Annotated in this window: 28 protein-coding genes; 12 read left to right on the forward strand and 16 right to left on the reverse strand. The window is 65.3% G+C overall.

Annotated elements, in window-relative coordinates; all coding sequences use genetic code 11:
* A partial coding sequence (locus tag KF783_RS12270) for a multicopper oxidase domain-containing protein (protein ID WP_294079775.1) occupies positions 1-818 on the reverse strand: 818 nt, incomplete at its 3' end.
* A gap of 303 nt (positions 819-1,121) precedes the next feature.
* Here KF783_RS12270 and KF783_RS12275 point away from each other — a divergent pair.
* Complete coding sequence (locus KF783_RS12275; protein ID WP_066660446.1) at positions 1,122-2,243, forward strand: acyltransferase family protein; 1,122 nt, start codon at positions 1,122-1,124, stop codon at positions 2,241-2,243.
* On the opposite strand, the gene KF783_RS12280 is transcribed toward KF783_RS12275, so the two are convergent.
* From KF783_RS12280 to KF783_RS12290, 3 genes are read right to left on the reverse strand one after another with little or no spacing between them, the layout of a single operon-like run.
* A complete protein-coding gene (locus KF783_RS12280; RefSeq protein ID WP_066660444.1) occupies positions 2,240-2,806 on the reverse strand; it encodes an RNA polymerase sigma factor in 567 nt (188 codons plus the stop codon). The genes KF783_RS12275 and KF783_RS12280 overlap by 4 nt on opposite strands.
* Entirely contained in the window at positions 2,803-3,240 is a 438-nt protein-coding gene (locus KF783_RS12285) for a periplasmic heavy metal sensor (RefSeq protein ID WP_066660442.1), read from the reverse strand. Before KF783_RS12285 ends, KF783_RS12280 begins: the two co-directional genes overlap by 4 nt.
* A complete protein-coding gene (locus KF783_RS12290; RefSeq protein ID WP_066660440.1) occupies positions 3,240-3,506 on the reverse strand; it encodes a hypothetical protein in 267 nt (88 codons plus the stop codon). Before KF783_RS12290 ends, KF783_RS12285 begins: the two co-directional genes overlap by 1 nt.
* Before the next feature lie 196 nt (positions 3,507-3,702).
* On the opposite strand from KF783_RS12290, the gene KF783_RS12295 reads away from it, so the two are divergent.
* Together KF783_RS12295 and cueR are read left to right on the forward strand one after the other, a co-directional pair.
* The gene (locus KF783_RS12295) at positions 3,703-6,057 is read left to right on the forward strand and encodes a heavy metal translocating P-type ATPase (protein ID WP_294079784.1); all 2,355 of its coding nucleotides are present in this window, start codon (positions 3,703-3,705) and stop codon (positions 6,055-6,057) included.
* Between the two features lie 16 nt (positions 6,058-6,073).
* Positions 6,074-6,469: a Cu(I)-responsive transcriptional regulator gene (gene cueR / locus KF783_RS12300; RefSeq protein ID WP_066660434.1), complete on the forward strand. Its 396-nt coding sequence runs from the start codon at positions 6,074-6,076 to the stop codon at positions 6,467-6,469.
* 7 nt (positions 6,470-6,476) lie between these two features.
* Here cueR and KF783_RS12305 read toward each other — a convergent pair whose 3' ends face one another.
* Genes KF783_RS12305 through copC form a run of 3 tightly spaced genes read right to left on the reverse strand, consistent with a single transcriptional unit; the run spans position 6,477 to position 8,431 of the window.
* Positions 6,477-7,130, reverse strand: coding sequence for a class I SAM-dependent methyltransferase (locus KF783_RS12305; protein WP_066660431.1), 654 nt, complete (start codon positions 7,128-7,130; stop codon positions 6,477-6,479).
* Complete coding sequence (gene copD / locus KF783_RS12310) at positions 7,130-8,065, reverse strand: copper homeostasis membrane protein CopD (protein ID WP_294079788.1); 936 nt, start codon at positions 8,063-8,065, stop codon at positions 7,130-7,132. The genes KF783_RS12305 and copD overlap by 1 nt, the downstream gene beginning before the upstream one ends.
* Before the next feature lie 3 nt (positions 8,066-8,068).
* Complete coding sequence (copC, locus tag KF783_RS12315) at positions 8,069-8,431, reverse strand: copper homeostasis periplasmic binding protein CopC (RefSeq protein ID WP_294079790.1); 363 nt, start codon at positions 8,429-8,431, stop codon at positions 8,069-8,071.
* 400 nt (positions 8,432-8,831) lie between these two features.
* Between copC and KF783_RS12320 the strand changes: the two genes are divergently transcribed.
* Both KF783_RS12320 and KF783_RS12325 read left to right on the forward strand, forming a co-directional pair.
* Positions 8,832-9,404, forward strand: a complete 573-nt coding sequence (locus KF783_RS12320) for a cytochrome c (RefSeq protein WP_066658498.1) — start codon at positions 8,832-8,834, stop codon at positions 9,402-9,404.
* A 318-nt stretch (positions 9,405-9,722) separates the two neighbouring features.
* On the forward strand, positions 9,723-10,160 hold the full coding sequence (locus tag KF783_RS12325; RefSeq protein ID WP_066658501.1) for an SRPBCC family protein: 438 nt from the start codon (positions 9,723-9,725) through the stop codon (positions 10,158-10,160).
* 63 nt (positions 10,161-10,223) lie between these two features.
* On the opposite strand, the gene KF783_RS12330 is transcribed toward KF783_RS12325, so the two are convergent.
* Entirely contained in the window at positions 10,224-11,522 is a 1,299-nt protein-coding gene (locus KF783_RS12330; protein WP_294079797.1) for a type II restriction endonuclease, read from the reverse strand.
* Between the two features lie 229 nt (positions 11,523-11,751).
* On the opposite strand from KF783_RS12330, the gene KF783_RS12335 reads away from it, so the two are divergent.
* Both KF783_RS12335 and KF783_RS12340 read left to right on the forward strand, forming a co-directional pair.
* Complete coding sequence (locus KF783_RS12335) at positions 11,752-12,921, forward strand: acyltransferase (protein ID WP_066658513.1); 1,170 nt, start codon at positions 11,752-11,754, stop codon at positions 12,919-12,921.
* 20 nt (positions 12,922-12,941) lie between these two features.
* The gene (locus KF783_RS12340; RefSeq protein WP_066658532.1) at positions 12,942-13,415 is read left to right on the forward strand and encodes an SgcJ/EcaC family oxidoreductase; all 474 of its coding nucleotides are present in this window, start codon (positions 12,942-12,944) and stop codon (positions 13,413-13,415) included.
* Positions 13,416-13,516: 101 nt separating this feature from the next.
* On the opposite strand, the gene KF783_RS12345 is transcribed toward KF783_RS12340, so the two are convergent.
* Positions 13,517-15,040 carry a tyrosine-type recombinase/integrase gene (locus KF783_RS12345; protein ID WP_294079801.1) on the reverse strand — a complete coding sequence of 508 codons (1,524 nt, stop codon included), beginning with the start codon at positions 15,038-15,040 and terminating at the stop codon, positions 13,517-13,519.
* Positions 15,041-15,610: 570 nt separating this feature from the next.
* On the opposite strand from KF783_RS12345, the gene KF783_RS12350 reads away from it, so the two are divergent.
* Positions 15,611-15,985, forward strand: coding sequence for a helix-turn-helix transcriptional regulator (locus KF783_RS12350; RefSeq protein ID WP_294079803.1), 375 nt, complete (start codon positions 15,611-15,613; stop codon positions 15,983-15,985).
* A complete protein-coding gene (locus tag KF783_RS12355; RefSeq protein WP_294079806.1) occupies positions 15,985-17,217 on the forward strand; it encodes a type II toxin-antitoxin system HipA family toxin in 1,233 nt (410 codons plus the stop codon). Before KF783_RS12350 ends, KF783_RS12355 begins: the two co-directional genes overlap by 1 nt.
* Here KF783_RS12355 and KF783_RS12360 read toward each other — a convergent pair whose 3' ends face one another.
* Positions 17,218-17,580 carry a hypothetical protein gene (locus KF783_RS12360; protein WP_294079808.1) on the reverse strand — a complete coding sequence of 121 codons (363 nt, stop codon included), beginning with the start codon at positions 17,578-17,580 and terminating at the stop codon, positions 17,218-17,220.
* Positions 17,581-17,605: 25 nt separating this feature from the next.
* On the opposite strand from KF783_RS12360, the gene KF783_RS12365 reads away from it, so the two are divergent.
* Positions 17,606-17,902, forward strand: coding sequence for a hypothetical protein (locus tag KF783_RS12365; protein ID WP_294079810.1), 297 nt, complete (start codon positions 17,606-17,608; stop codon positions 17,900-17,902).
* 12 nt (positions 17,903-17,914) lie between these two features.
* Here KF783_RS12365 and KF783_RS12370 read toward each other — a convergent pair whose 3' ends face one another.
* On the reverse strand, positions 17,915-19,324 hold the full coding sequence (locus tag KF783_RS12370; protein ID WP_294079811.1) for an L-serine ammonia-lyase: 1,410 nt from the start codon (positions 19,322-19,324) through the stop codon (positions 17,915-17,917).
* A 163-nt stretch (positions 19,325-19,487) separates the two neighbouring features.
* Here KF783_RS12370 and KF783_RS12375 point away from each other — a divergent pair, with 163 nt between their 5' ends.
* Together KF783_RS12375 and KF783_RS12380 are read left to right on the forward strand one after the other, a co-directional pair.
* Positions 19,488-21,029 carry a sodium:solute symporter gene (locus KF783_RS12375; RefSeq protein WP_294079812.1) on the forward strand — a complete coding sequence of 514 codons (1,542 nt, stop codon included), beginning with the start codon at positions 19,488-19,490 and terminating at the stop codon, positions 21,027-21,029.
* Positions 21,030-21,086: 57 nt separating this feature from the next.
* Positions 21,087-21,998 (forward strand): TraB/GumN family protein, encoded by a 912-nt coding sequence (locus tag KF783_RS12380; protein ID WP_294079813.1) that lies wholly within the window; start codon positions 21,087-21,089, stop codon positions 21,996-21,998.
* Here the strand turns inward: KF783_RS12380 and KF783_RS12385 are convergent, their stop codons facing one another.
* From KF783_RS12385 to KF783_RS12405, 5 genes are read right to left on the reverse strand one after another with little or no spacing between them, the layout of a single operon-like run.
* Positions 21,999-22,757: an exonuclease domain-containing protein gene (locus KF783_RS12385; RefSeq protein WP_294079815.1), complete on the reverse strand. Its 759-nt coding sequence runs from the start codon at positions 22,755-22,757 to the stop codon at positions 21,999-22,001.
* A gap of 50 nt (positions 22,758-22,807) precedes the next feature.
* Positions 22,808-23,248 (reverse strand): DUF1801 domain-containing protein, encoded by a 441-nt coding sequence (locus KF783_RS12390; protein ID WP_294079816.1) that lies wholly within the window; start codon positions 23,246-23,248, stop codon positions 22,808-22,810.
* Between the two features lie 3 nt (positions 23,249-23,251).
* A complete protein-coding gene (pgmG, locus tag KF783_RS12395; RefSeq protein WP_294079818.1) occupies positions 23,252-24,634 on the reverse strand; it encodes a phosphoglucomutase/phosphomannomutase PgmG in 1,383 nt (460 codons plus the stop codon).
* Between the two features lie 51 nt (positions 24,635-24,685).
* Entirely contained in the window at positions 24,686-24,985 is a 300-nt protein-coding gene (locus KF783_RS12400; RefSeq protein ID WP_294079820.1) for a DnaJ domain-containing protein, read from the reverse strand.
* A 1-nt stretch (position 24,986) separates the two neighbouring features.
* A complete protein-coding gene (locus KF783_RS12405) occupies positions 24,987-25,787 on the reverse strand; it encodes a division plane positioning ATPase MipZ (protein WP_294079822.1) in 801 nt (266 codons plus the stop codon).
* Between the last annotated feature and the right edge of the window lie 36 nt (positions 25,788-25,823).

Below are 25,823 nucleotides of genomic sequence, written 5' to 3' on the forward strand. Positions count from 1 at the left end.
TTGACGAAGCGCAGGCGCACCCGTTCGCCGGGGCGGAACAGCGCGGTCCAATTGTCCTTCGGGCCGTGCCCGTTGATAAGATAGGTATAGGTCGATCCCGTGACGTCGGAAATGTCGGTCGGGTCCATCCGCATCCCGCCCCAATCGAGCCGGTCCTTGAGCGGCAGGTCCTCGCCCCGCAGCAATCCCGCCAGCGTCTGCTTTTGGCGATTGAAATAGCCGGCTTGCTGCTTGAGCTTCTTGAAGATCGTGTGCGGATGAAGCGGGCTGTGGTCCGACAGCACCACGACATGCTCGCGATCGTAGCCGACCGGGTCTGCGTCCTTCGGGTCGATCACGATCGGACCGTAGTGACCCATCTGCTCCTGCAGGCCGGAGTGACTATGATACCAATAGGTGCCCGCCTGAACGACCGGGAACTCATAGGTAAAGGTCGAGCGCGGCTTGATTCCGGGGAAGGAGATGCCCGGCACACCGTCCATCTGAAATGGCAGGATCAGTCCGTGCCAGTGGATCGAGCTGTCCTCGTCCAGCGTGTTCTCAACATGGAGCCGGACCTTCTGCCCCTCGCGCAAGCGGATAAGCGGCCCGGGAACGGTGCCGTTGATCCCGATCGCATGACTCTCGCGGCCGTCGACCGTCATCATCTGGTGCGCGATGCGCAGGCGGATGTCCTCGCCGGACACCTCGGGCAAGGGCGCCGCGATACCGCTGGAGTTGGTCTGGGCCCAGGCGGGCAGCCAAGCGGCGAGCGCCATCCCGCCCCCCGCCATCATCGAACCGCGCAGCAGCTGGCGGCGATCGAACATCCTTGTCATCTTGCTCCTCTGCGCGAGACCTGCGCTTTCAACTGTTACGCGCCGCTCCGGAAAATCCCTCTTCCACCGAGCCGAGCTTTTTTCACAATGCGGTGCGACCCTGGTCTTTCGGGGCAATGAAAACGCAGCCCGACCGGCCAACGCCGCCTACCCATGATGCGGTCACCTAACCCGAACCCCAAACTGCCCACTCACTCAATGCCTGACGGCGAGGGATGGCGAGCCGCGCAACGTAAGAACCTTGGAGCGGCGGGCGCGAAGGCGACAGGGAAGTCGCCCGCGTCCGCAGGCTTTGGGGGAGTCATGCACGATCAGTCCGAGAACGCCGCACACATCCATATGGATGCGATGCGGACGCTGCTGGCAGTCGCCGTGGCCTTCGGACATATCTGGGCGCTGCTGATCCGCGACTACCAACCCACGGCAAACATCGCCGTGAACTTCCTTTATTTCGCGGCGGGGTTCGGACACTCGAGCGTCATCCTGTTTTTCGTGTTGAGCGGCTATTGGATCACGCGAAGCGTGGTCGCCCGAACCCGCACAGGCTGGAGTTGGCGAGCCTATCTGAGCGACCGTCTGGTACGGCTTCTGCTGGTCCTCGTTCCGGCACTGGCGCTGACCGGCGTGTTCGACGGTATCGCCATTTTGCTGCTCGACTCGCCCACGCATCGGGGAGCGACCGGGACCTATGTCGTTGCCCGCGATATCCGCAGCGACCTGACGCTTGAGGTGCTGGTCGGGAATCTCTTCTTCCTGCAGGAAGTCCTCGTGCGGCCCTTCGGTTCGAACGGTCCCTTGTGGAGCATCGCTTTCGAATTCTGGTATTATCTCTGGTTCCCGGCGCTTTGGCTGCTGGTGTCGGGTCGGCGCGTCTCGCTTGCACTCGTCACCCTCGCCATCGGCCTGCTCAATCCGGAATTGCCGATGGGTTTCGTCTCCTGGCTCTGCGGCGCGCTGCTGGTCTTTGCGGATCGCTATCTTTCCGAGCGGTCCTCACGCCAGTTGCCAGGCGGCTCGCGCGCGACCGGTGCCGCAGCGCTGCTGTTTCTGGCCACATTGCTCTGGGCGCGCAGCGGCGACTACAGGCTGGAGGATCCCGCACTGGCGGCGATGTTCGCGCTCTTCCTGCTCGCGATGCTGCAGCACCCACCTCGCATTCCCGGGCCGGTCAATGCGCTTGCGCGCTACGGCGCAAGCGCCAGCTTCTCGCTTTACGCGACCCACTTCCCCTTGATGGCCCTGTGCACGGCTCTCATCATCACCACCGACCGGATCGCGCCAAGCGTGGGGGCGATCCTGCTGGCGCTGGCGATCCTTGCGTTCAGCATCGGGTTCGGTTGGGTGTTCGCAAGTGGGACCGAGAAACACACCATGATTGCGCGCCGGCACATTCGCCGCTTGATGGGGATCGGCGGAAGACGCTAGGCCTCAAGCTCCTGGGAAAGCTTGATCCGCGCGCGCCGCAGGCGCGTCTCGACCGCCTTCTCGCTGATCCTGAGCGTCGCCGCGGTTTCCGCCTGCGACAGCCCTTCGATGGTCCGTAGCAGGATCACTTCGCGCAATGATGCGGGAAGCGACGCAATCGCCTTGGATGTCCGCGCCAGCGCATCGCGATCCGCAAGCTCGACGTCATGCCCCGGCCGATCCTCGGCCACCCGCTCGGCGATATTGTCGATCGGCAATGCGAAAGCGATCAGCTTGCGAACCGCGCGCCGGCGCGCCCAGTCGCGGCATTTATTCATCGCGATCGCGGTGAGCCAGGCGCGCATCGAGCGCGCCGGATCGTACCGGCGAAGCGCGCCGTGCGCCGCAATGAAAGTCTCCTGAACCAGATCCAGCGCCTCGTCCGGGTCGCCGATCGAGCCCGCGACGATCCGGTAGATGGCATCGCGGTGCCGCTTGAGCAGTTCCGCGAACGCCGCGCTGCGCCCGACGAGGCTCAGCGCGGCCAGTTCGCCGTCTGACAGGCTAGCAAGATCGAAGGTCACCGGCTTTCGGCGGTCAGCGCCTTAACCACCGCTTGGTCGAACTTGGCAGCCTGGTCGGGACGGAGGATCGCGCGCATCGCAAAGACGTGCGCTAGCGTCTCCTTTTGAAGTTCGCCCATCGCGACGTGAATTCGATCGACCGCTTCTCGAACCCTCGGCCCGGCCGAATGCTCGGCCTCGATCGCCGCAGCGAGACGGGCATTGTCTGCGCGAAGCGCCATTTCCAGCGCTTTCTTGCGCAGCCCGAACTGGCGTTCGAGCTGATCGAGTTGTGCCTGCTGGCCAGCGTCGAGATCGAGCCCGTTGTGAAGCAGCGCATGGAGCTCGGCGCCAGGCTGGGGCGCTGCGGGCAGAAAATAGCGGCCAACCGCTACGCCGCCGACCGATGCGACGAATGCGATCAGGGCAATCAGCAGGATATGCTTGAGTTTCATCAACCGCCCCCGAGCAGCGTCGAAGGCGCCAACTGCCAGCTGTCGTCGAACGTCGCGACCTGAGCACGCGCGGCCGGAGACCAGCCGCCCGCCACGCCCATGCTCACTGCCACCACCGCAGCGAGCGCGCCGCTGAGCGCAAAGCCGTCACGTCGTGGCTGCGGCAAGGAAATCTGTTCCAGGACGGCTACCGAAACGGCGGCCAGCCCCGGGTGCGGCGGACGTGCAGCAAGCCGTCCAAGCATATCGTCCAAATCGTCGCGCATATATTGCCTCTATCCCCACCTATCTTACGCGCGCCGCCCGCTTTGCCCTCAAGGCGATGCAGATTCTCGCACGGTCGCAGATCCTGTGCCCGATCTTTCCGCCGAGGGACAATTGTCCCTGCTGCGTACATCGGAATGAGGGCCTTGACCTTGACACGATGTCAAGCCCTACATCGTGCCGCATCGGAGGAACATGATGACGACTCATTCCCATGACGATGCACCGCGGGGCCATGGCTGCTGCGCCGGAACGGACCACGCACCGGCCGCCGTGAAGGATCCGGTCTGCGGGATGATGGTCGATCCCGCGACCACCCCGCACCACGCTCTTCACCAGGGCACTGCGTATCATTTCTGCAGCGCCGGTTGCCGCTCGAAATTTCTGGGCGATCCCGAACGCTACCTCACGCCCGGTGCCCAAGCACCCGAAGCGCCGGCGGGAACGATCTATACCTGCCCGATGCACCCGGAGATCCGCCAGGTCGGTCCCGGCTCCTGCCCGATCTGCGGAATGGCGCTGGAGCCCGAGACGATCACGCTCGACAGCGGCCCCAATCCCGAGCTGGCCGATATGAGCCGGCGGTTCTGGATCGGACTTATCCTCGCTATCCCGGTCTTCGTCCTCGAGATGGGCGGCCATCTCACCGGCCTGACCATGGCAATCGGCCAGCCGCTCTCGAACTGGATCCAGTTCGCGCTGGCGACGCCCGTCGTCCTCTGGGCCGGCTGGCCCTTCTTCGAACGCGGCTGGGCCTCGCTCAAATCGCGCAACCTCAACATGTTCACGCTGATCGCAATGGGGGTGGGCGTGGCGTTCGCCTACAGCGTGGTGGCGGTGGTCATGCCGGAGATCTTCCCTGCGGCGTTTCGCGGCCATGACGGCGCGGTCGCGGTCTATTTCGAGGCCGCCGCCGTCATCACCGTCCTCGTGCTGCTTGGCCAGGTGCTGGAACTCAGGGCCCGTGAAAGAACTTCGGGAGCGATCAAGGCGCTGCTCGATCTCGCGCCGAAGACCGCACGGCGACTAGGCCCGGACGGCAGCGACGAAGAGGTGACGCTCGACCTTATCCAGGTCGGCGACCTCCTACGGGTACGTCCCGGTGAAAAGGTTCCGGTCGATGGCGAACTGACCGAGGGTCATGTCGCGATCGACGAATCTCTCGTGACCGGGGAGTCGATGCCGGTCACCAAGGAGCCGGGCGCCGCGGTGATCGCCGGTTCGCTCAACAGGACCGGAACATTCGTCATGCGCGCCGACAAGGTGGGGGCCGACACACTGCTCGCCCGCATCGTCCAGATGGTTGCCGAGGCGCAGCGCAGCCGCGCGCCGATCCAGCGGATGGCGGACAAAGTCTCCGCCTGGTTCGTTCCCAGCGTGATCGCCGTCGCCTTGACCGCAGCGATTGTCTGGGCGCTGGTCGGTCCCGAGCCGCGCTTCGCCTATGCGCTGGTCGCGGCCGTGTCGGTCCTGATCATCGCTTGCCCCTGCGCGCTCGGTCTCGCTACCCCGATGTCGATCATGGTGGGTGTCGGCCAGGGTGCCCAGGCCGGCGTGTTGATCAAGAATGCCGAGGCGCTGGAGCGGTTCGAGAAAATCGACACGCTGATCGTGGACAAGACCGGCACGCTCACCGAGGGCCGCCCCGCGGTCACGCTCGTCCTTCCGGCGCCCGGCCAGAACGAGGCCGAGCTGCTCCGCCTCGCTGCGAGTGTCGAGCGCGCCAGCGAGCATCCGCTCGGCGAAGCGATCGTCCGCGCCGCCGACGAACGCGGCCTCCGTCTCGCCGAGGTTGCGGCGTTCGACGCGCCCATCGGACGCGGCGTCACCGGCACAGTCGAGGGCCGCAAGCTCCTCCTCGGCGGCCCCCGCCTGATGCGCGAGAACGGCATCGACCTCGCCACGCTTGCCGAGCCGGCCGAGGCGCTGCGCGGCGAAGGCGGCACCGCAATCTTCGTGGTGATCGACGGCGCGCTCGCCGGGCTGATCGGCGTCTCCGATCCGATCAAGGCCAGCACCCCCGAAGCGGTCCGCGCCTTGAAGGCCGAGGGTATCCGCGTCGTGATGATGACCGGCGACAACCGCACCACCGCGCTGGCCGTCGCCGCGCGTATCGGCATCGACGAGGTCGAAGCCGAAGTCCTGCCCGAGGACAAGGCCGCGGTCGTGAAGAAGCTGCGCGCCCAGGGCCGCGCGGTTGCGATGGCCGGCGACGGGGTGAACGACGCGCCCGCACTTGCCGCGGCCGAAGTCGGGGTGGCGATGGGTGCCGGTTCCGACGTCGCCATCGAGAGCGCGGGCGTGACGCTCCTTCAGGGCGATCTGAACGGTCTGGTCCGCGCACGCCGTCTGTCGCGCGCGGTGATGCGCAACATCCGCCAGAACCTTGTATTTGCCTTTGCCTATAATGTCGCCGGCGTGCCGATTGCGGCGGGACTGCTCTACCCGCTCACCGGCATGCTGCTCTCGCCGGCGATCGCGGCGCTGGCGATGGCGCTGTCCTCGGTCAGCGTGATCAGCAATGCGCTTCGCCTGCGGCTGGTGCATTTGTGATCCGGAGATTCGCATCATGAACATCGGCCAGGCTGCGCAGGCGAGCGGCGTGTCGCAGCGTATGATCCGTCACTACGAGAAGATCGGCCTGATCCCGGCGGCGCTTCGCCGGGACAGCGGCTATCGCGACTATGCAGATGCCGACGTCCATCGGCTTCGCTTCATCGCAAACGCTCGCGACCTCGGCTTTCCGATCGGCGAAATCGGAACGCTCCTGGACCTCTGGCACGACCGGGCGCGCTCGAGCGCCGAGGTCAAGGCGCTTGCGACGTCGCGCGCGGAGGAGCTGCGCCAAAAGGCCGAAGCGATCGAGGCGATGCGGCGCGCGTTGCTCGATCTTGCCGGTCGCTGCCATGGTGATATGCGGCCGGACTGTCCGATCCTTGATTCACTTTCCGGAGATGCGAACTGACGGTCGGCTACACGCCGCGCCGCGCGGTGTAGAGCGACAGGGACCCGGTCAATGTCCTGATTACGGCCTGCTCGGCCACCGCCAGAAACCCGACATCGGCGAGGATCTGCGGCAGCACGCCGTCGGCATTGGGTTGGGTGAGCTCGACGCCGTCAAGCCGCTGGATAATGCCGAACAGGCGGCGCATGAGCCACCCGCGCTGCTCGCCATAGTCGAGCAGGACCAGGCGGCCGCCAGGGCGAAGGGCCGCATGCATCGCAGCGGCGATCGAGCGCTTTGCCGAAAGCGGGCATTGGTGCAGAACCAGGCTCGACACCACGATGGTGGCAACCGCCTCGCCAAGCTCGTCGCCCATGGCGCGGCGCCATTCGACCGCGACTGCGGCGCGCTCGGCTTTGGCGCGAGCGATCGCCAGCACCTCCGGATCAGGATCGACACCGATGACCTGCGTCTGTGCGCATGCTTCCTTGACCATCACTGCCAGCGTCCCCGTCCCGCAGCCGACATCCATGACGATGTCATCGGGGCCTGGGGCAAGCTTCCTAAGGACCTGTCCGCGCCAATACCGCTCGCGCGTAAGCAACGCTATCGCAAGGTCGTAGAAGCGCGTGAGTCTGGCGTTGCCGAGCGCGGGAACAAAGGCATCGCCCGCTGGCGCCATCACATCGCTCCAGAAGGATCGAGTGTACCAAGCCAGCCGACAAGCAGGAGGATCGCAACCACGCATCCGGTCTCGACGGCAAGACTTTGGCGCAGCACGGAGAGCGCGCCCGCCTCGTCGTCTGCGGCCATTGCGACTTCGAAGCGCGGCACGAGGCGGAACCGGTTGGAAGCCGCCAGGCCAAGCATGACGATGAACAGTACGAGCTTGGCGAGCAGCAGCTGGCCATAGAGACTGCCGGGAAGCGCAGCGATACCCGGCCAGCCGACGATAACGATCAAGTTGAGCAGGCCCGTCGCGACGAGCAGGCCAACCACGATCGTGCCGGTCACGGAGAAACCGTCGAGGACGCGGTGCGTCAGCTGCAAATGTTCACGATCGATTGTGGCTTGCGGACGCAGCACCAGCAAGAGCATCGCCCCCAGCGCGCCTACCCAGACGCCGGCCGCCAGCAAATGAACGATATCGCCGCCCAGTTGCAGCCAGCCGAGCGGACCTTCACCGATCGCACCGTGCCCGCCCCAGGCGAGGCTCGCCAGGCCGACCCCGCCCGCGAGGGTGACGACGATGGCCGACGCCGTCGCCCATTTGTGCCGGCGCAGCGGCCAGGCCGACAGAAGTGCAACAATCAGCACGGCGATCCGTATCTGCAAGGCGGTGCCGTTGCTCGTATCGAACAACAGCACCCCCAGCGTCTCGCCATCGATGGCTGACAAACCGGTTCCGCCAAGCGTGGCTGCGAGGATCGCCGTACCGAGGACCGATAGCAAAATGCCGCCGCTCGCCGCCGATAAAACCAAAGCGGCAAGCGGCAGCACCGTGCCGGAGACACGCTCCGACCCCCTCAGCGCATAGAGGGCGAATGCGCTGAAGCCGAACAGGGCCATCAGGTCTAGATAGAGCAGGAAGCGGCCTGCGACGGCGAGACTTTCCACGCTTTAGCGAACCTTGAATTCGAAGCTGCCCTCGATCTTGTGCGTGTCGGCGGAAACGACCGTGTAGCTCACCTTGTAGGTCCCAGTGGTGAGCGGCCGGGCGAAGGTCACGACCAGGCTCTTGCCGTCGGCGCCTGCGGCGACGCGGCCCTGGATCGGCATCGGCGCATGGCTGGCCATGCCGGGCATGCCGGTCATCACCACCTGAGCGGTCGAGAGGCGCGCCACCAGGCGCTCCGAGAAGGACAGTTGGACAGTCGCGGTCGGCTTAACGGTCGCATTGGCCGCGGGGGTCGACGAGACCAGCTTGGGGTGAGCCGCTGCGGGCACGGCGACGATAATGGCTGTGGCGGCAAGCGCGGACATGAAAGAACGCATGGAAAGGGAATCTCCAATAGGCCGGCATCAGCGCCGACATTCGCATTACGCAGATTAGCAGGCCGTCCCTCATTTCGAAGACCATGAAGCCAGTCCGGTCGTCAAATAGCGTTTTGGCCCGATGGAAAGACGTACCGCGACCATGCGCCATGCGCGGAAAGTCCGATCGCCGTGGCGATTCAGTGAGCGACGCTGGGGATCGGCATGATGATCCGATTTCCGCCGAAGCGAGGCAGGATCGGCACAGTTCGAGGGAAGCCCGGCCCAGGCGCGTATTCAGCGTGAGAGCCCGCGCTGCGGTCGAACGGCGCTCATCGAGCGCTTGACACGCAAGTGACGATCATCCGGTCGATCCGCAGCGCTGGCCCGCAATACCAGGGAGAGGGTCATGGACAGGGAAGGGATGCGACACCATCTGCCGAGCGTTCCGTTTATCGGCGTGGCGGCAGCGTTGATTTTGCTTCTCGCGGCAGGTTTCGTCTATTTCGGCGCCTATAATATCGCTGCCGATTCTCCTCATACTACGCCGGTTTATGCACTTCTCGAAACCGTGCGCGACCGGTCGATCGCGCTTCGCGCTGGAAACGTCGCGCCACCTCCGGATCTTGCATCTCCGGCGCGCATCGCCTCTGGGGGAGGTCTCTACGGAGAGATGTGCGCATCGTGCCATCTGGGGCCGGGGGTTGAACCTTCCGAGCTTAGCGTGGGCCTGTATCCCCAGGCGCCCCAGCTCGCGCGGAACGTCCATCTCGGCCCCGCGCAGCAATTCTGGGTAATCAAGCATGGGGTCAAGCTGAGTGCGATGCCGTCCTGGGGAAAAACTCACTCGGACGCGCTGATCTGGGACATGGTCGCGTTCGTGCGGGCAATGCCGCGAATGTCGGCCGAGGAGTATCGACGCCTGACCTCAGGCGCGCCGGAGAAGCACGACGCGATGATGGAGATGAACCATAAGCCCTAGGCGCTTCTGCCGCCCCGCCAGACCCGGTCGGCCAACCGGCCTCAAATGGAAGAACTCTGCAACGGCCGGCCGTGTCCGCCGACCGCCATGTCGCGCGGGATCGCCTTGCCCGGCCTCCTTCGCATTTCCGGGGACCCGGCCTCGGGATCGGCGGCCCATTGCCGCAAGCGATAGCAAGCTACCGAAAGAAGCGTTGCGGCTATCGCCTCCGGGACCAAATCGCCTTGTCTTAGATGAAACGTGCGCGCGCGAGCGTCATCGGCACTCACCTTGGTTTTCGTTCGTCCCCCCTTTCTTCGGCTCCGGGAGAGTATCGCGTTGACCCTGGTTGAAAACGAGCTCCTGCTAACCGCGAAGCCTGCACGGGTCTGGCAGACGCTGCTCGATTTCGAGCGCTACTCCCTCTGGCATCCCTATATCCGGCTAACAGGCGAACCGAAGCTTGGCGGCACGCTCGGATTTCACCATGGCAGCCCTCTGCGGCGGGGACGCCAGGTCAGGAACCGGGCCGTGATCAGCCGCCTCGAGGTGAACACTGCTTTCGAATGGCAAACCGGCGTGGCCCGCCTGTTCATCGTGGCTGAGGGCTTTGAGCTCAAAAGTCACCCGTCGGGCACGAGACTTCGCCACTGGCTGGCCTATCAAGGGCCGATAGCCCGGCTGCTCGGACAAGCTCCGGTCGACCATAGCAGCAATCGACTAAGTCTCACCGATGTGGCGCTGCGTGATTATCTGGCGAAGAAGCGGCGAGCCTGAGAGCGGGCTTCCGCGTTCAAGCGCTCGGACCGAACAGAGTGGGCCTGCTGGCATGGCGCATAGTCATGGAAGCTTGTGCGAGATTGCCTTGATCGCCTTCAAGCCGGAGCCAAAGCGGGCGATTGCCTCACGGTGCTTTTCAAGCTCTGCATAGGGCAGATAGGCAAAATCCAGATCGGCGACGCGGCTGAAAGCCGGCCGCCTGAGTTGGGCTCGCACATCGGCTTCGCGCGCGTCAGGGGCGACCAGGAAGAGCCCAGCGGTCGCCTGCAGATCTCCGCCCGACAGCGCCAGATCGAGCATGCGAACGATCCCCGAGTAGATCGATGTCGAATGCTCGACTTCGAACGCAGCCGCGACATGCTGGGTCTGGTCCAGCCACAGCACGTCGATCAACCTGATCGAGTCCGCGCCAGGGCTGACCGCGATCGCATCGGGCAGATGCTGCAGGCAGCCCTGCCCGAGCGGAACCCCAGCGTGGAGCCGTCCCCTATCATTGGCGGCAATCCAAACGTCATAGCCGAGCGCCAGCCCCAGGTCGCGCAGCCAAGCCTGGATCTCTGCATGCGTGCGGTCGCTTTCGCTTTGTTGCGACGCTACCTTGTCGAGCTTGCGGGCCTCGGCGCGCGCCTCTTCGAGCCGGGCCAGCCAGTCCTTGCCGCCCGCCAGGTCGAGCGGTGGCGCGGGATAGCGGCCCGAGCCGATGTCGAACAACAGCCCACCGATCGCGCCCAGGTCGTTCGACAACAGGTCGCGATACCGGTCGTTGAGGTCAAGGATGCCGGCGCGCATCGCCAGGAAATGGTCCCACGATCCGAGCTTCACCTTGGCGCCGGTCAGCGCGTTGTAGCCGTTGACGATCGCGGTGTTGAACGGCGGCACCAGAGTCGGATGCAGGAAATAGAGCAGGTTCGCGACCGCCGGCCCCAGGCCCTTGATCTTGAGCGCGTCGATCGCGCGGATGTGCGCGATGATTTCCTCCGCCGTGTCGCAGCACGAGCAATTGTCGAGCAGCTGACCGAACGCGCGCTGGTTGTCGGGATTCTCGTAGATGTCGGGTATGCGCAGCTTGGGCTTCCACAGGAACGCATGGTCCGCGCCTTTGAAGATCTGCCGCTGTTCGGCAACCGAATGGACGACGGTCTCAAGCGACGACCCACGATAGGCCACCCCGAAGGTTCCGGCCCTGATCTCCGTCACCACCTGACCCAAGCCCCTGCGGATCGACCGGAAGTTCTTGAGCCGCTCGTCCCAGAGGAACCAGCTGCGATAAGTGGCACCCGGGTCGTCCCGCCAGCGGCGGATAAGCTCGCGGGCCAGATCGACGCCAGTATCCGCTACGCCTACGTCCATCGATGCCATCCCCTATAGTATTGGACTATTTTGCCCATACGGTAGCGTGGCCCAGCCCATCGCGCAGCAGACAATATCCGTCGCCAACCGCGCGGGCGGCTTCGAAAACGCCTTGGACCGCAAGGGCTGCCGCCTGGCCGTGCGTATCTCCCGTTGAGCGATCGTCGTCCGGGCGACGCCAGCGGGGGGCAGGCATGCGGGACGTCGACGCGCTCGGATCGAAACATCTTCACACCCGATGGCGCGCGGGCGCGCGCAAACCGCTTTGATGGCGACGGTCCCGATCGATGATAGCAATACCGCCACCGGCCCGGCCCGGAACTATGTCCTCGCGCACAATGCGATAAGGGGGTTCGCCGCGCTTGGGGTCTTTGTCTACCATCTCCAGCTTGAGCGAGGCTATCTTGTGCCGCTGGGACTGTTCGAACCCGCCGTTCGCCGCGGCTATGTCTGGGTCGATCTGTTCTTCATCCTGAGCGGCTTCGTTGTCAGCCTCAGCTATCAGGAACGGCTGGCACGGCTGCACTGGCGCCCGTTCGCACGCTTCATGATCGCACGCATCGGACGGATTTTTCCCGTTCACCTGCTCGCGCTTCTCTACCTGGCCGCGTTGGTCATCGGCATCGAGGGCAGCTATTGGCTGCTCGGCTGGCCGTCCCACTGGCACCCATTGTCCTGGTCCCAGATCGGCGATCTCACATTGCAAGCGGCACTGTTACAAGTCTGGAGCCGGGAGGCGACGCTCAGCTGGAACATCCCCGCCTGGTCGATCAGCGCGGAGATGCACATCTACCTGCTGTTCCCGCTGCTCGCGGCGCTTCTCGCACACAAGCGACAAGCCGCAATCCTGTTGCTCGGCGCGGTTGCCGTCGCGGTCTATGGCTTCATCCTGCTGCGCTACCCCGATCTCGACATTCTCTCGGCCTTTGCGCTGCTTCGCTGCCTCGCCGGCTTCTCGCTCGGCATGGTGCTCCAGAACCTGAAAGGCGCAGTCCGGCTGGGCGCCCGTTGGGTGACCCTGGCCCAGCTCATCGCGATCGGCGCGATCGCTGCGATACTCCTGTCCGCGCTACACGACGTCCTGCTCGTGCCCGCATTCGCGCTTCTGGTGGCCTCAACCGCATCGGATCGAGGGCTCGTCGCGCGCGCCGCCCATGGCAGCGCGCTGCAATGGCTCGGTGACATTTCCTATTCGGTCTATCTGCTCAACTTCCCAGTACTCACCACCGCGGGCTTGTTCTGGCCGCGCATCGCTACGTTGATCCCGCCCGGCTTGGAGATTGGCGGGCGCTGGTTGTGGATGACCCTGCTGGTGCTCGTGCTCGTCGGCTGCGCGACGCTCACCTTCCGCCTCGTCGAATGGCCGCTGCGCGACCGGCTCCGCGGCGTTGCCGCGGCACTGGAGTGATTTACCCCAAGGAGAAGATGATGAAACGCTACGCCATCCTGCTTTTGCTCCTGCCGCTCGCGGCAGGGACCGCCCCCCTCTTGGCCCAGTCGGCGACGCCGGCAACGGAGGAGAAAGCAGTCGAAGACGTGCTCGGCCGGTACAAGGGTGCGGTCGAGAGGCTCGATGCAACAGGAACCGAAGCGCTGTTCGCGCCCGATTCGCAGATCTTCGAAAGCGGCGGCGCAGAGGGCAGCTACGCCAACTACCTGCGACATCATCTCGGCCCGGAGCTCGCAGAATTCAGGGCATTTCGCTTCGCCGATTACAAGGTGTCGGTTCGGTTCGAAGGGCCGGTTGCGATCGCGACCGAGACCTATCGCTACGTCATCACGCCTCGAGAAGGAGATCCGATCGAGCGGCAGGGCGTCGCGACAAGCGTGCTCGTCAAGCGCGATGGCCGCTGGCAAATCCTTACGCTGCACAGCTCCTCGCGCAGACCAAAGGCGTCCTGACGCGCTCGGCGGGCAATTGAGTTTTCCGATCGATCAGGAACTCGCGCATCGCCTAAGGCATGCGCGAGCCGATCGCGTGGTTCGAGGTTGTCAGCAATCGGCTAGGCTGCGAGCGACTCCGTTCGCTCGGCATGCACCCCTTGCCACGCCTCAAGCGCCTGGGCCGAGTAGACCACGCGACGACCGATCTTGCGGAACGCCGGGCCAGTGCCTTGCCAGCGGTACGTCTGCATCGTTCCGACCGTAAATCCCAGCTTTGCAGCCGCCGCGCGCGTGTCCAGCCACTGCGTTCGAATGACCGCACCCAGCACGGGGTCGGAGACCGGTGCGCCGCGATCCGGCGATTGCTCCCAGAAAGCAGCGAACGGGTCTGCATCTGCGGAGTCATTGGCAGCGAGGACTTCCACGGCCTCGCCAAGGCATCGCGCAATTTCCTCGGATATCCGCTCCGCAGCGCTTTTGAGCGGGTGATCGGAGAGATGCGTGTATCGCTCGGTCGTCTTGGCGCTGCGGTGCCCGAGCAGTGCGCCGATGATCAACATGCTGTCGCCGGTGGCGGCGCCGATCGAAGCGAAGCTGTGCCGCAGATCGTGAATCCGCACATCGTCCAGGCCTGCCGTCTTGCGAATACGAACCCAGACTGCCTGCAGGTCCGTCACATGTGTGCCGTCCTTCTTGCCTGGCAGCAGATAGGAGTTTCCTTCGACCGTAGGGACCATGGCGATAATCCGCATCGCCGGGGCACCCAGATGGACGACTTTGGCACCCGTCTTCGAATCAGGCAGGCGGAGGCATCGATGATAGCGGTCGATGTGGTTGTGCTTGAGTTTCAAAATCTCGTTCTTGCGGCACCCGGTCAGGATCAGCAGGCGCAACGCTGCGATTGCGAATTGGCTTTCTACTCCCAGGGACGCCGCCGCAGCCAGGGCCTCACCCAGCCGCGCCAGCTCGGCGGGTGAGAGGAACCGCTCCATCTTCCTGCCGGGGAATTTCCGCACGCCAATTGCGGGGTTGTCCGCGCGCAGCTTGCGCTCGACGGCGACCCCGAGCATCGCGCTGATCGTGGTCACACATTGATTGGCGGCGCCCTTGCCCGCCGCGCACCCGCGACGTACGATGTCCTTCTTGACGGTTCGGGCGGTCTTTCCGCCCGCGATGTCGCACAGCATCTGCTCGACGTCGCTGCGCTCGATCTTGGATACCCGCTTCTTGCCGAGCAGCGGGAGGATATGGTTCTCGATGTTGTTGCGAGCCTGCCGGACCGAGCTATCTTTCGCGGTGAACAAGGTCTCGTTCAGATAGATCTCGCTCAAATCTTCAAGCGTGAGTTCTTTGCGTTCTGCAATCTTTTCTTGCTGCGGATCGATTCCATCTACGATCTTGCCTAAGAGGCTCAGCGCTTCGGTGCGCGCTGATTCAGGTGTCCAAGGAGAGCCATGAGGTCCGATCTTGAACCGGCGCTGCCGGCCTTCGATGCGGTACTGGAGAACATAGACAAGCTTACCGGCAGGGGAAATTCTCAGCCCGAAACCAATGACATCACTATCCCACAGGAAGCGGTCGGTTCCGTCAGCTGAAAGGCCATCGACGATCCGCTTCGTGATTCGAACGCGCTCGGTGGACATGCTATATACTCCAACCCGACCTCAGCCTTCCGATGGCATCAAGAGGGCCCCGGAGCTGATCGAGCTAAGAGACGAATATGGCGGGTCAGGAAGTCAATAAGCGTTGTCTTCGATGAGTCAAGAAAAAATGGCCAAAATCGTAGGTTTGGATAGATTAGCGCAAGTAAAAAGGCGTCTTGGTAAGGCTGAGGTCGTGAGTTCAATCCTCACCGGCAGCACCATTTTCCCCGTTTCAGATCAATAACATAGCGAAGAATGCGACCCCGCCCCGCCGGGGCGCCCGCTTCCGGGTAGGTCATGGGTAGGCATCGGCAATTGGATTGCCCGAGGCGCGGCGTCGCCCCACAATCGAAGCCATGAACGAACACTTCGACGCAATCGCTGAGCGTCCTTCCTTCCCGAATCCTGTCGATCCGGAGGACCTCATCAAGGTGCGGAGTCATGACGTCCACTAAGGACTAGCAGGCCGCGCCGCGCCACGCGGCCTTTGCTGGGAGGCAAACGCGACATTTAGCTTATCACGTCATATATGATTGATTATTGACATTTGTGCTTTATATATGATGCATTATGTCCTCTCCTAAATCACGATCCTTATTGCGCCAGCTTGGCAATGACCTGCGTTCGGCAAGGCTTCGGCGGCGCATGTCGGTGGCCGATCTCGCGCTGCGGTCCGGGGCGTCGCCCAGCACCATAAGCCGGCTGGAGAAGGGCGAGCCGGGCATCGGTATCGGAACGCTCGCCGACGTCCTGATCGTGCTCGGCCTTGCCGAGCGCCTCGGCGAACTGATCGATATAAGGAACGATGAACTTGGCCTTGCCCTCGCCGATCACAGCCTGCCGCAACGAGGACGAAGCTCCCCGGCGGCGCGGCGGCACAGCCGCGGCGAAGGCGATGTCGGCAGCGTGGGCGACGTACCCGATGAAGATGGCGTCGCATTCTGATGGCGGACTATCGCGCAAAGGTCGCGCTGGGTGACTCGCTGGTCCCGGTCGGGCTGCTGCGGTTCACGCACGCCGGGCCGCGGCAATTCTCAAGCTTTGCTTATGATCAGGCGTGGGTCGACAACCCGCGCCATTTCGACCTTTCCCCGGACATGCCGCTCGACGGCGGGCCATTTCATGCGTCTGCCCAGCAAGGCGAGCAGCGCGATGCGCTCGGTGGCGCCTTTGCCGACGCGGCGCCGGACAGTTGGGGCCGGAGGCTGCTTGAGCGCAACTATGGCAATGGCCTGAGCGAGTTCGAGTACCTGACCCTGTCCGACGATGCCTGCCGCCAGGGCGCGCTGCGCTTTCTAGATATGGACGGTGCCGTGATCACCGGCAGCGCCGCAGACGCGGTGCCGCGCCTTATCGATCTCGAAGCGCTGACTGCGATCGCGCGCGCCTATGAACAGGGAGCCGAGCTTTCCGCCGAAGACTTGGCGGCGCTTGCCGGCGCGGGGGGGTCGGGCGGCGCCCGTCCCAAGGCCAATGTGCGCGACGGGGACCATCTCTGGCTCGCCAAATTCACTTCGGTGCTCGATCAGCAGCCGGTCGAGCGCGCCGAGGTTGCCGTTCTGCGGCTCGCGGCGAAATGCGGCATCACCGTGCCGGAGGTCCGGCTCGAGCTGGCCGACACTCCCTATCCGGTCGCACTGCTGCGGCGGTTCGACAGGCAAGGGCTGGGACGGATTCCATATATTTCCGCGCGGACCGCGCTTGCCAAGCGCGGCACTGCGCTGGGCTCCTACACCGAGATCGTGGACTTCATGCGCGGTCATTCCGCCGATCCCATGCGGGATTTTGTCGAGCTCTACCGCCGCCTGGTCTTCACCATTCTGGTGTCGAACAAGGACGACCATCTGAAGAACCACGGCTTCCTCTACGTCGGCCGGGGCCAGTGGCGGCTGTCGCCGATGTTCGACGTCAATCCGGCGCCCGATCGCAATCCCTATCTCGAGACGGCGATCCTGGAAGGAGGCGCCCATGACCGATCGATCAGGCTCGCCTTCGAGGCCTGCGAGTTCTTCGAGATCAAGCCGCCCGATGCCCGTTCGCTGATCCGCGAGATGGCGACCATAGTTGGGCAGAATTGGCGCAGTGCGATGCGCGACGCCGGCATCACCGGTGCGCAAGCGCGTAGCTTCGAGCCCGCCTTCGAACATGACGAAGCGGAGCTTTCCAGAGTTATATAGTCATATATGATATGATAACGGCCACAATCCGTCATATATGATAGGTATTTTGCGCCGCTTGCCCGAAATATCTATATATTTTTTGGGGCAGCTTGCCAGGCCTGCGCCCTTCGGCACCGCCATCGCGATCCTGAAGCCCTCTGGCTGCTGCGGCGACTCGCTCCGGACTATCGGGCGATAGCCACATTCCGACACGACAATCCCGAAGCGATCGTCGCCGAGAGTGCCTCGTTTGTTCATTCTTGCCGCAGCCATGGATTGATCGGAGGCCGGACTGTCGCCCTCGATGGCACGAAGATGCGTGCCATCACCCACCCGAAAAACATCGCGGGCGCGGAGCGATTGGCGCGAGACCTCGCGCATACCGGGCGCGAGATCAGCTGCTATCTTGAACGACTGCGCGGCGCTCGCGATCGTCCTGACGCACGGCATGACCGCCCGGATCGACCGGAGCGCGCCGTTCGACGTGTTGACCGAATCGATCGAGTTTCCGGTCCAGTCGCCGGAGGTGACCGACCTGCTCGCCGGCATGACGGCGGCGTTTCAGCGTAACTGGCCGGGCCGGACCGCGCTGGCGGTGAAGAAGATACTCAACAAGTTGCAGGTCGATCGTTCGATGGGCGGGCCGAAGGTCAGGGCGTTCCTGACCGTCGAGAAAGCGATGCGCCGGCTGCGCCCGGACTGATCGACCGCGCCCTCAACATTCGACGACGTTGACCGCGAGGCCGCCGAGCGAGGTTTCCTTGTAACGATCGCTCATGTCGAGGCCGGTGCGCCGCATCGTCTCGATCACCTCGTCCAGGCTGACGCGGTGAGTGCCGTCGCCCAGCATCGCCAGCCGCGCCGCCTCGATCGCCTTGACCGATCCGACCGCGTTGCGTTCGATGCACGGCACCTGGACCAGCCCGCCAACCGGATCGCAGGTGAGGCCAAGATTATGCTCCATACCGATTTCGGCGGCGTTCTCGATCTGGCCGGGGCTCGCGCCGAGCGCGGCCGCGAGGCCGGCGGCGGCCATCGAACAGGCGACGCCAACTTCGCCCTGACACCCCACCTCCGCGCCGGAGATCGAGGCGTTTTCCTTGAACAGCGCGCCGATCGCGGCGGCGGTGAGCAGGAAATCCTCGACCCCCTGCTGCGTGGCCGCCGGAGCGAAGCGCTCATAATAGCGCAGCACCGCCGGGATGATCCCCGCCGCGCCATTGGTGGGCGCGGTGACGACCCGCCCCCCGGCGGCATTCTCCTCGTTCACCGCGAGCGCCCAGAGGTTGATCCAGTCGATGACGGTCAGCGGATCGGCGAGCGCGCGCTCCTGCCGGGCGAGCAGGGTGCGGTGGATGCACGGCGCGCGCCGCTTGACCCGCAACCCGCCGGGCAGTTCGGACAGGTCCGACCGAATGCCGCGATCGATGCATGCCGACATCGCATCGCGGATCGCGCCGAGCCGGACCGACACCTCTGCCGGGGCCAGCGCCGCCTCCTCATTCTCGCGCATCATCCGCGCGATCGTCTTGCCGGTCTGCACCGCGCGGGCGAGCAGTTCAGCGCCCGAGCGAAAGGGGTGCGGGACGACCGCCGCGTCGTCGCCCAGCGGCGGGCCGGCATTTCCGCCGGACAGCGGCAGGTCGCGCGCCGCCTGCGCCGCGACCTGATCCTCGTCCAGCACCGCTCCGCCCCCGACCGAATAATAGGTACGGCGCAGGATCGCGACGCCATCGACGTCAAAGGCGATGCAGGTCATCGCGTTGGAATGGAAATCGAGCCGTTCGCGGGTGAGGTAGCGCAGGTCGCGTCCCTCATCGAACGCGATCGGATCGCCTCCGCCCAGCGGCAGGCACCCGCTCGCGCGGATTTCGCGCACCTGCGCGTCGGCGGCATCGGGATCGATATCGGCGGGAACGTTGCCGGCCAGGCCCAGCAGCACCGCGCGATCGGTCGCATGCCCACGACCGGTCAGCGCGAGCGACCCGAACAGATCGACCTCGACCCGAACGGCGCGACCGGCCGCGCGCGCCGCGAAATCCGCAGCGGCGGTCATCGGCCCCATCGTGTGCGAACTCGACGGGCCGACCCCGATCTTGAACAGGTCGAAACTGCTGGTGACCATGGCATGCCCTCACTGCGCCGGCCTGTCCCCGCCGGTCGCCGCCATCCTCTACAGATCGCGCGCGGCTTGTCGATGCACGGACAATCGGGGCGCGGACAGTCGGGGCGCGACGGATTGCCTTTGCCGCGCAAGGCGATAGCGTGGCGGCGGAGGGGGAAGCCGTTTGACGTCACCATTCGCGCCGCTCGACTGGACCGTGGTCGCGCTTTACCTCGCGCTGCTGGCGGCGACCGGCTGGGCCTCGTCGCGGCGCGCGGCGCGGAGCGCGGGTGACTATTTCCTGGCCGGGCGCAGCGTGCCGGCATGGCTGGCGGCGATTTCGGTGCTGGCGACCACCCAGTCCGCCGCCACCTTTCTGGGCGCGCCGGACAACAGCTTTCGCGGCGACCTGAGCTATCTGGGCGTCGTGCTGGCGTCGATCGCCGCGGCGCTGGTGGTCGCCCATATGCTGATACCGCGGTTCTACGCGATGCGGGTATCGACGGTGTACGAGCTGCTGGAGGCGCGGTTCGACCGGCGGGCCATGCGCAGCGCGGGGGCGATGTTCCTGATCGGCCGGGTGTTTTCCGATGGCGCGCGCGTGTATCTGGCGGGGATCGCGCTGTCGATGATCGCCTTTTCGCGGATCGATGCAGCATCGGTGCTGCTCGCCTGTGCGGGGCTGGTCGCCGCGAGCCTCGTCTTCACCTTTCGCGGTGGCCTCAAATCGGTGATCTGGAACGATTTCGTCCAGTTCGTGATCTATGCCGGATCGGCGGTCGCGGTGCTGGTGTTCCTGCGCGCATCGATCCCGCTCGACACCGGCGATCTGGTCGCGGCGCTGCGCACGGCGCCGGGCGGGGTCGATAAGCTGCGGCTGTTCGACGTCTCGACCGACCTCGCCCGGCCCTTCACCGTGCTGGCGATGATCAGCGGGCTGTTGCTGCTGAACATCGCCAATGCCGGGCTGGATCAGGACACGACCCAGCGCCTGCTCGCCAGCCCCGACGCAAGGACCGGCGCGCGCGGACTGATCCTTTCGGCACTGGTCAGCGTGCCGGTCATCGCGGTGTTCGTCGCGATCGGGCTGTTGCTGCACATCTATTACGAGCGGCCCGACCTGATGGGCGTGGACCGCGCCGCCGCGAGCAGTTTCGCCGGCGAGAAGGTGACGATCTTCATGCACTATATCCTGACGCAGTTGCCCGCCGGGCTGCGCGGGCTGGTCAGCGTGGGCGTGGCGGCGGCGGCGGTATCGACCGTCACCTCGTCGCTCAACTCGCTCTCGTCGGTGCTGGTCAGCGATTTCTACCGGCCCTGGCGGGAGAAGCGCGGCGCGGTGCCGGACCGGCATTTCGTGATGGCCGGCCGCTGGGGCATGGCCGGCTTCGCGCTCGCGCTGTTTGCCGCCGCGTCGGTAAGCCTGGTGTGGCAGCGGCACAGCGACATGCCGCTGCTGGAATTCGCGTTGCAGGTGATGATCTTTGCCTATGCCGGCCTGCTGGGCGTCTATTTCGTCGCGCTGTTCACGCGTCGCGGCACCGCGCCGTCGGCGATCGGCGGGATGATCGGCGGATTCGCGACCGTGCTGCTGCTCCAGCCCTTCCTGCTGGGGCCGGGCGGGTTCGCCTTTCCCTATCAGCTGGTGATCGGGACGATCGTGTCGGCGGCGATCACCGCGATCCCGCGCGGAAAGCACGTGACGGCGGCGCGCGCGCGCGATTAGGATATCGCCCGTCGGGCCACGGTTCGCGCCGCCCGTCGCATCATAAGTGGAGTATCCATGTTGCTTCGTCCGTTTCTTCAGGCCGCCGCGCTGGCGCTGTCCTTCCTCACCGTGCCGGCATTCGCGCAGGAGGCCGCCCCCGCCGCGCCGGCGACCCAGGACGCCGATCCCGCCTTGTGGGTGGTCAAGGATGCGGACACCACCATCTATCTGTTCGGGACCGTCCACGCGCTCAAACCCGGCCTCAGCTGGTTCGACGAGGCGGTGCGCAAGGCGTTCGACGCCAGCGGCGAGCTGGTGACCGAAATCGGCGCGACGCCCGATCCGGCGGAGATGCAGCCGCTGATCATCAAATATGGGCTGAACATGACCGGCCCGTCGCTGACCGAGCGGCTGCCCGAGGACAAGCGTGCGCTGTTTGCGAAGACGGTCGCCGATCTGGGCCTTCCCGCCGCGGTGATCGACCGGTTCGATCCGTGGCTGGCGGCGGTGCAGATGACGATGATGGCGATCCAGAAACACGGATATGACGGCAAGAACGGCGTCGAGGAGGCGCTGAATGCGGCGGCGAAGGCGGAGAACAAGCCGGTCAGCGGGCTGGAAACCGTCGATGAACAGCTGCGCATCTTTGATTCGCTGTCAGAGGATGCGCAGATCAAATATCTGATCGAGACGATGGAGACGATCGCCGACGCCGGCACGATGCTCGACAAGATGGTCGCCGAATGGGGTAAGGGCGATGCCGACGGACTGGCCGCGCTGATGAACGAGGATGTCGAAAGCTCGCCCGAAATCGCCAAGGCGCTGCTCGCCGATCGCAACGCCCGCTGGGCGGCGTGGATCGAAACGCGGCTGGCGAAGCCGGGCGTCGTGTTCCTGGCGGTGGGTGCCGGGCATCTGGCGGGACCGGAAAGCGTCCAGATGTTCCTCAAGCAGCGGAAGATCGAGACGAGCCGGATCGCCTATTGATCAGAAGAGCAGCGGTTCGCGGCTGGGGCGCAGCACCGGGCCGCGTCCGCGCCGCCGTTCCAGTTCGATCCCGGCAGTGTAGCGGATGTCGATGTCGCGATCCTGAAGGAAGGCGTCGAGCGCGTCGTCGTCGATCTCGCTCCATTCCTTGCCGCGATCGGGGCCGTAGCGCACGCGCGGCAGCAGGCCCGGCAGCTTCGACCATTCGATCAGCTGTTCCACGCTTGCTTCGTTGAGCATGTCGCGCAGGTGGAATGCGGTCACATAGGCGTCGGGAAAGGCGCGATGAACCGGCAGGCCGCGCGCATGCTCCAGCCCCTCGGGCATGCGGAAATAGCGCAGCATCTGGTTCGAAAAGCCCGGGCTTCCCGGCCAGAGCCGCATCGCGCATTTCCAGGTGCAGATCCAGTCGGCGCCCCGGGTCAGCGCAGGCGTGCAGAACTGTTCCTCGAACGTGGCGCGATGCGCGGCCAGGGCGATGCGGCGCGGCCAGGGGTCGAGGATCGGGCGGGCGACATCATGCCACCAGGGTGCGTCGGCGACATCGACATCGCGGATATGGTGGACCGCCATGGTGAGCGGCGGGATCGGGCGACCGGGATTGACCAGGCGGTTGCCCCCCTCCCCCATCAATTCCCAGCGTCCGTCCGGCCCGCGCGCGACATCCTGCCACCCGATTTCGCACACCGCATGCGCGGGCGGCGCGTTGCCGGTGGTTTCGAGGTCGATGACGCGGATGATCTGGGGCTGGTCGGCCATGCCCCCATGTGGGGAAGCGGGGCCGATTCGGCCACCCCTAATCCCCGGCCCTAATCCCCGGCCCTGATCCCCGGCCCTGATCCCCGGCCCTGATCCCCCGGTGCGGCCCGCGTCGCTGCGATCCAGCGGGCGACCAGCGCCACCAGCTGCCCACGCCGCGCCGCGATCGCTCCGGCATCGGCAACCTGAATCACGCCGCGATCGGGCGCCGGCCAGCTGGCCAGCCGGTCGGGATCGTCGAACGACCAGCCGTCGAGGCGCTTTGCACCGACCCCGCGATGCAGGACCATGCGGACCCCGCCCGTTCGTTCGAGGCCCAGCGTCACCCTGTGGTCGGCGCCGTCGCGAAAGCTGGGCGCGTTCCACTTGATCTCCTCGACCAGCTCGGGCGCGGCGGCACGGACGATCGCACGCAGGGCATCGACCGGCGCGCGCAGGTCCGGCGGGAGCGCCGCGAGCCAGCTATCGACCGGTCCGGCGCGCCCCGCCACGGCTCAGTGCGCCGCCTGTGGCCCGCGCTGAAGCCCGCTCGCGGCGAGCTGCGCATCGATCTGGGCGAGCAGCCGGTCGAGCCCCTCCTGGCTGCGCGCTTCGGCGCGGGCGACCAGGACGTCCTGGGTATTCGACGCGCGCAGCAGCCACCAGCCATCGGGCGTATTGACCCGCGCGCCATCGGTGTCGTTCACCGCGACGCCGTCGCCCTTAAGCCTTGCCAGCACCTCATCGATCACCGCGAACTTGCGGCTCTCATCGACCTGGAAGCGCATTTCCGGGGTGTTGACAAAGGCCGGCATGTCACCGCGAATCTCGCTCATCGACCGGCCGATGAGATGGACCGCGTTAATCAGCTGCACGGCGGCATATTGGGCGTCGTCAAAGCCGTAATAATCCTGTGCGAAGAAGATATGGCCGCTCATCTCGCCGGCGAGCGGCGATTGGGTTTCCTTCATCTTGGTCTTCACCAGGCTGTGGCCGGTCTTCCACATCAGCGGCTCGCCGCCCAGTTCGGCGACGCGATCGAACAGCATCTGCGATGCCTTCACATCGGCGATGATCGTCGCCCCCGGCTCCTTCCTGAGCACCGGTTCGGCCAGAATGGACAGAAGCTGATCGCCCCAGATCACACGGCCTTCCCCGTCGATCGCGCCGATCCGGTCGCCGTCGCCATCAAAGGCCAGTCCGAAATCGAGGCTCTTCTCCGCGACCAGCGCCTTCAGATCGGCCAGATTCTTCTCTTCGGTCGGATCGGGATGATGGTTGGGAAAATTGCCGTCCACATCGGTGAACAGCGTGTGGTGCTCACCCGGCAGCAGCTTGACCAGCTTCTCGATCACCGGGCCGGCGGCGCCGTTGCCGGTATCCCAGCCGATCCGGAAGCTGCCACCGGCATAGCCCGCGAGCAGCCGGCCGACATAATTGTCGAGGATGTCGGCATCGGTGACCGCACCGGTGCCGTCCTCCCAATCGCCTTCCGCCGCCAGCTTGCCGATCGTCTGAATGTCCTGGCCGAAAAACGGACGGTGCTGAAACACCATCTTGAAGCCATTGTAATTGCCGGGGTTATGGCTGCCGGTTATCTGGATGCCGCCGTCCACCTCCAGCGTCGCCTCGGCATAATAGAGCATCGGCGTGGGGCCGAGACCGACCCGCACGACGTCGCAGCCCGAAGCGGTCAGCCCCTCGATCAGCGCCGCCTCCAGCGCGGGCGAGGAAACGCGCCCGTCGCGCCCGACCGCGACCCGGTGGCCGCCGGCGCGGCGCAGCAGCGTCGCGAAACCGCGGCCGATCGCGCGCGCGTCGTCCGGCCCCAGCGTCTGGCCGACGATGCCGCGGATATCATACTCGCGAAGCGAGGTCGGATCGAAACGATGCGTCATGGGGCCTCCAGCAAATCAGTCGCGCCTTAAGTCGTCGGCGCGGCGAAAAGTTCAACCGTCGCGGTTTTTGAGCAGCGTATCGCGCGCCGCATTGACCTGTCGCGTCAGTTCGGGCGAGCCGCCGCGATCGGGGTGGACGCTGGCGATCAGCCGGCGATGGGCGGCGCGAATCTCGTCCGGGCCGGCATCGGCGGCCACGCCCAGCACCGCGCGCGCCTCTGCATCGCGCCCGCGCGGGGGCGCGGGGGGTGGCGCCGGCTTCGGCGTGCCGGGCATCGGTCGGCCCCAGCCATGCCACATCCGGAACCCGAGCCAGCCGACCGCGAGCGCGGCAAGGAATTTGAACAGCATGTCAGGCGAACAGCGGCAGGGCGCCGGCGGGTTCGGGCAGCGCCAGACCCGCCATCATCTCACGCAGTTCCTGACGCGCGGCGACATGGGCCAGCCCCATTTCCCCAAATTCGCGGCTGTCGAGCATCGTCAGCCCCTTGGGAAACAGTTCGCGATAGATGACGCGTTCGGACAGGCCGGGAATGACGCGGAAGCCGACCCGCTTGGCAAGCTGGTCGATCGCCTCCGACACGCGCTTCATGTTGCGCGCCTCGATATGCTGCATGCGGTTGCGCAGGACGACCCAGTCGATCGTCTGCCCGTCCGCCTTTGCCCGCCGCTTGCGCGAATCCCAGATCAGCTCGGAATAGAAGCTTGGCCGCACCACCTTGAACGTGTCGGGATCGACCTGGCCGATCAGGTCGAAATCGACGAAACTGTCGTTCATCGGGGTGACCAGCGTATCGGCGTTGGTGATCGCGATCCGCCCGAACTTGTCGTCGCGGCCCGGCGTGTCGATGATCAGATAATCGCTGCCCTCGCTCAACCGCTCGAGCGCGTCGGAAAAGCTCGCGACATTGTCGCCGTCATGGGTTTCGTATCGCGGCATCGGCAGGTCCCGCCCGCTCCGCCGCATCGTCGCGAGGCGATTGTCGAGATAGCGGCCCATGGTGCGCTGACGATGATCGAGATCGAGACAGGCGACGCGCGCGCCCTTCGACGCGAGTGCGATCGCGGTGTGGACCGCGGTGGTCGATTTGCCCGTTCCGCCCTTTTCATTGGCGAACACGATGACGTGCAACGGGTTTGGTGCTTCCGTCAAACCTGACTTCCTCGATTGATCACACGGCCCGCCCCC

Source organism: Sphingomonas sp., from assembly GCF_019635455.1.
GTDB lineage: Bacteria > Pseudomonadota > Alphaproteobacteria > Sphingomonadales > Sphingomonadaceae > Sphingomonas.

What these genes read in the sequence shown, in the direction of transcription:
- KF783_RS12275 (WP_066660446.1), top strand. Translation starts at nt 1,122, where the DNA reads ATGCACGATCAGTCCGAGAACGCCGCACACATCCATATGGATGCGATG.
- KF783_RS12285 (WP_066660442.1), bottom strand. Translation starts at nt 3,240, where the DNA reads ATGAAACTCAAGCATATCCTGCTGATTGCCCTGATCGCATTCGTCGCA.
- KF783_RS12290 (WP_066660440.1), bottom strand. Translation starts at nt 3,506, where the DNA reads ATGCGCGACGATTTGGACGATATGCTTGGACGGCTTGCTGCACGTCCG.
- KF783_RS12295 (WP_294079784.1), top strand. Translation starts at nt 3,703, where the DNA reads ATGACGACTCATTCCCATGACGATGCACCGCGGGGCCATGGCTGCTGC.
- cueR (WP_066660434.1), top strand. Translation starts at nt 6,074, where the DNA reads ATGAACATCGGCCAGGCTGCGCAGGCGAGCGGCGTGTCGCAGCGTATG.
- KF783_RS12305 (WP_066660431.1), bottom strand. Translation starts at nt 7,130, where the DNA reads ATGGCGCCAGCGGGCGATGCCTTTGTTCCCGCGCTCGGCAACGCCAGA.
- copC (WP_294079790.1), bottom strand. Translation starts at nt 8,431, where the DNA reads ATGTCCGCGCTTGCCGCCACAGCCATTATCGTCGCCGTGCCCGCAGCG.
- KF783_RS12320 (WP_066658498.1), top strand. Translation starts at nt 8,832, where the DNA reads ATGGACAGGGAAGGGATGCGACACCATCTGCCGAGCGTTCCGTTTATC.
- KF783_RS12330 (WP_294079797.1), bottom strand. Translation starts at nt 11,522, where the DNA reads ATGGCATCGATGGACGTAGGCGTAGCGGATACTGGCGTCGATCTGGCC.
- KF783_RS12335 (WP_066658513.1), top strand. Translation starts at nt 11,752, where the DNA reads ATGGCGCGCGGGCGCGCGCAAACCGCTTTGATGGCGACGGTCCCGATC.
- KF783_RS12340 (WP_066658532.1), top strand. Translation starts at nt 12,942, where the DNA reads ATGAAACGCTACGCCATCCTGCTTTTGCTCCTGCCGCTCGCGGCAGGG.
- KF783_RS12345 (WP_294079801.1), bottom strand. Translation starts at nt 15,040, where the DNA reads ATGTCCACCGAGCGCGTTCGAATCACGAAGCGGATCGTCGATGGCCTT.
- KF783_RS12350 (WP_294079803.1), top strand. Translation starts at nt 15,611, where the DNA reads ATGTCCTCTCCTAAATCACGATCCTTATTGCGCCAGCTTGGCAATGAC.
- KF783_RS12355 (WP_294079806.1), top strand. Translation starts at nt 15,985, where the DNA reads ATGGCGGACTATCGCGCAAAGGTCGCGCTGGGTGACTCGCTGGTCCCG.
- KF783_RS12360 (WP_294079808.1), bottom strand. Translation starts at nt 17,580, where the DNA reads ATGCGCGAGGTCTCGCGCCAATCGCTCCGCGCCCGCGATGTTTTTCGG.
- KF783_RS12370 (WP_294079811.1), bottom strand. Translation starts at nt 19,324, where the DNA reads ATGGTCACCAGCAGTTTCGACCTGTTCAAGATCGGGGTCGGCCCGTCG.
- KF783_RS12380 (WP_294079813.1), top strand. Translation starts at nt 21,087, where the DNA reads ATGTTGCTTCGTCCGTTTCTTCAGGCCGCCGCGCTGGCGCTGTCCTTC.
- KF783_RS12385 (WP_294079815.1), bottom strand. Translation starts at nt 22,757, where the DNA reads ATGGCCGACCAGCCCCAGATCATCCGCGTCATCGACCTCGAAACCACC.
- pgmG (WP_294079818.1), bottom strand. Translation starts at nt 24,634, where the DNA reads ATGACGCATCGTTTCGATCCGACCTCGCTTCGCGAGTATGATATCCGC.
- KF783_RS12400 (WP_294079820.1), bottom strand. Translation starts at nt 24,985, where the DNA reads ATGCTGTTCAAATTCCTTGCCGCGCTCGCGGTCGGCTGGCTCGGGTTC.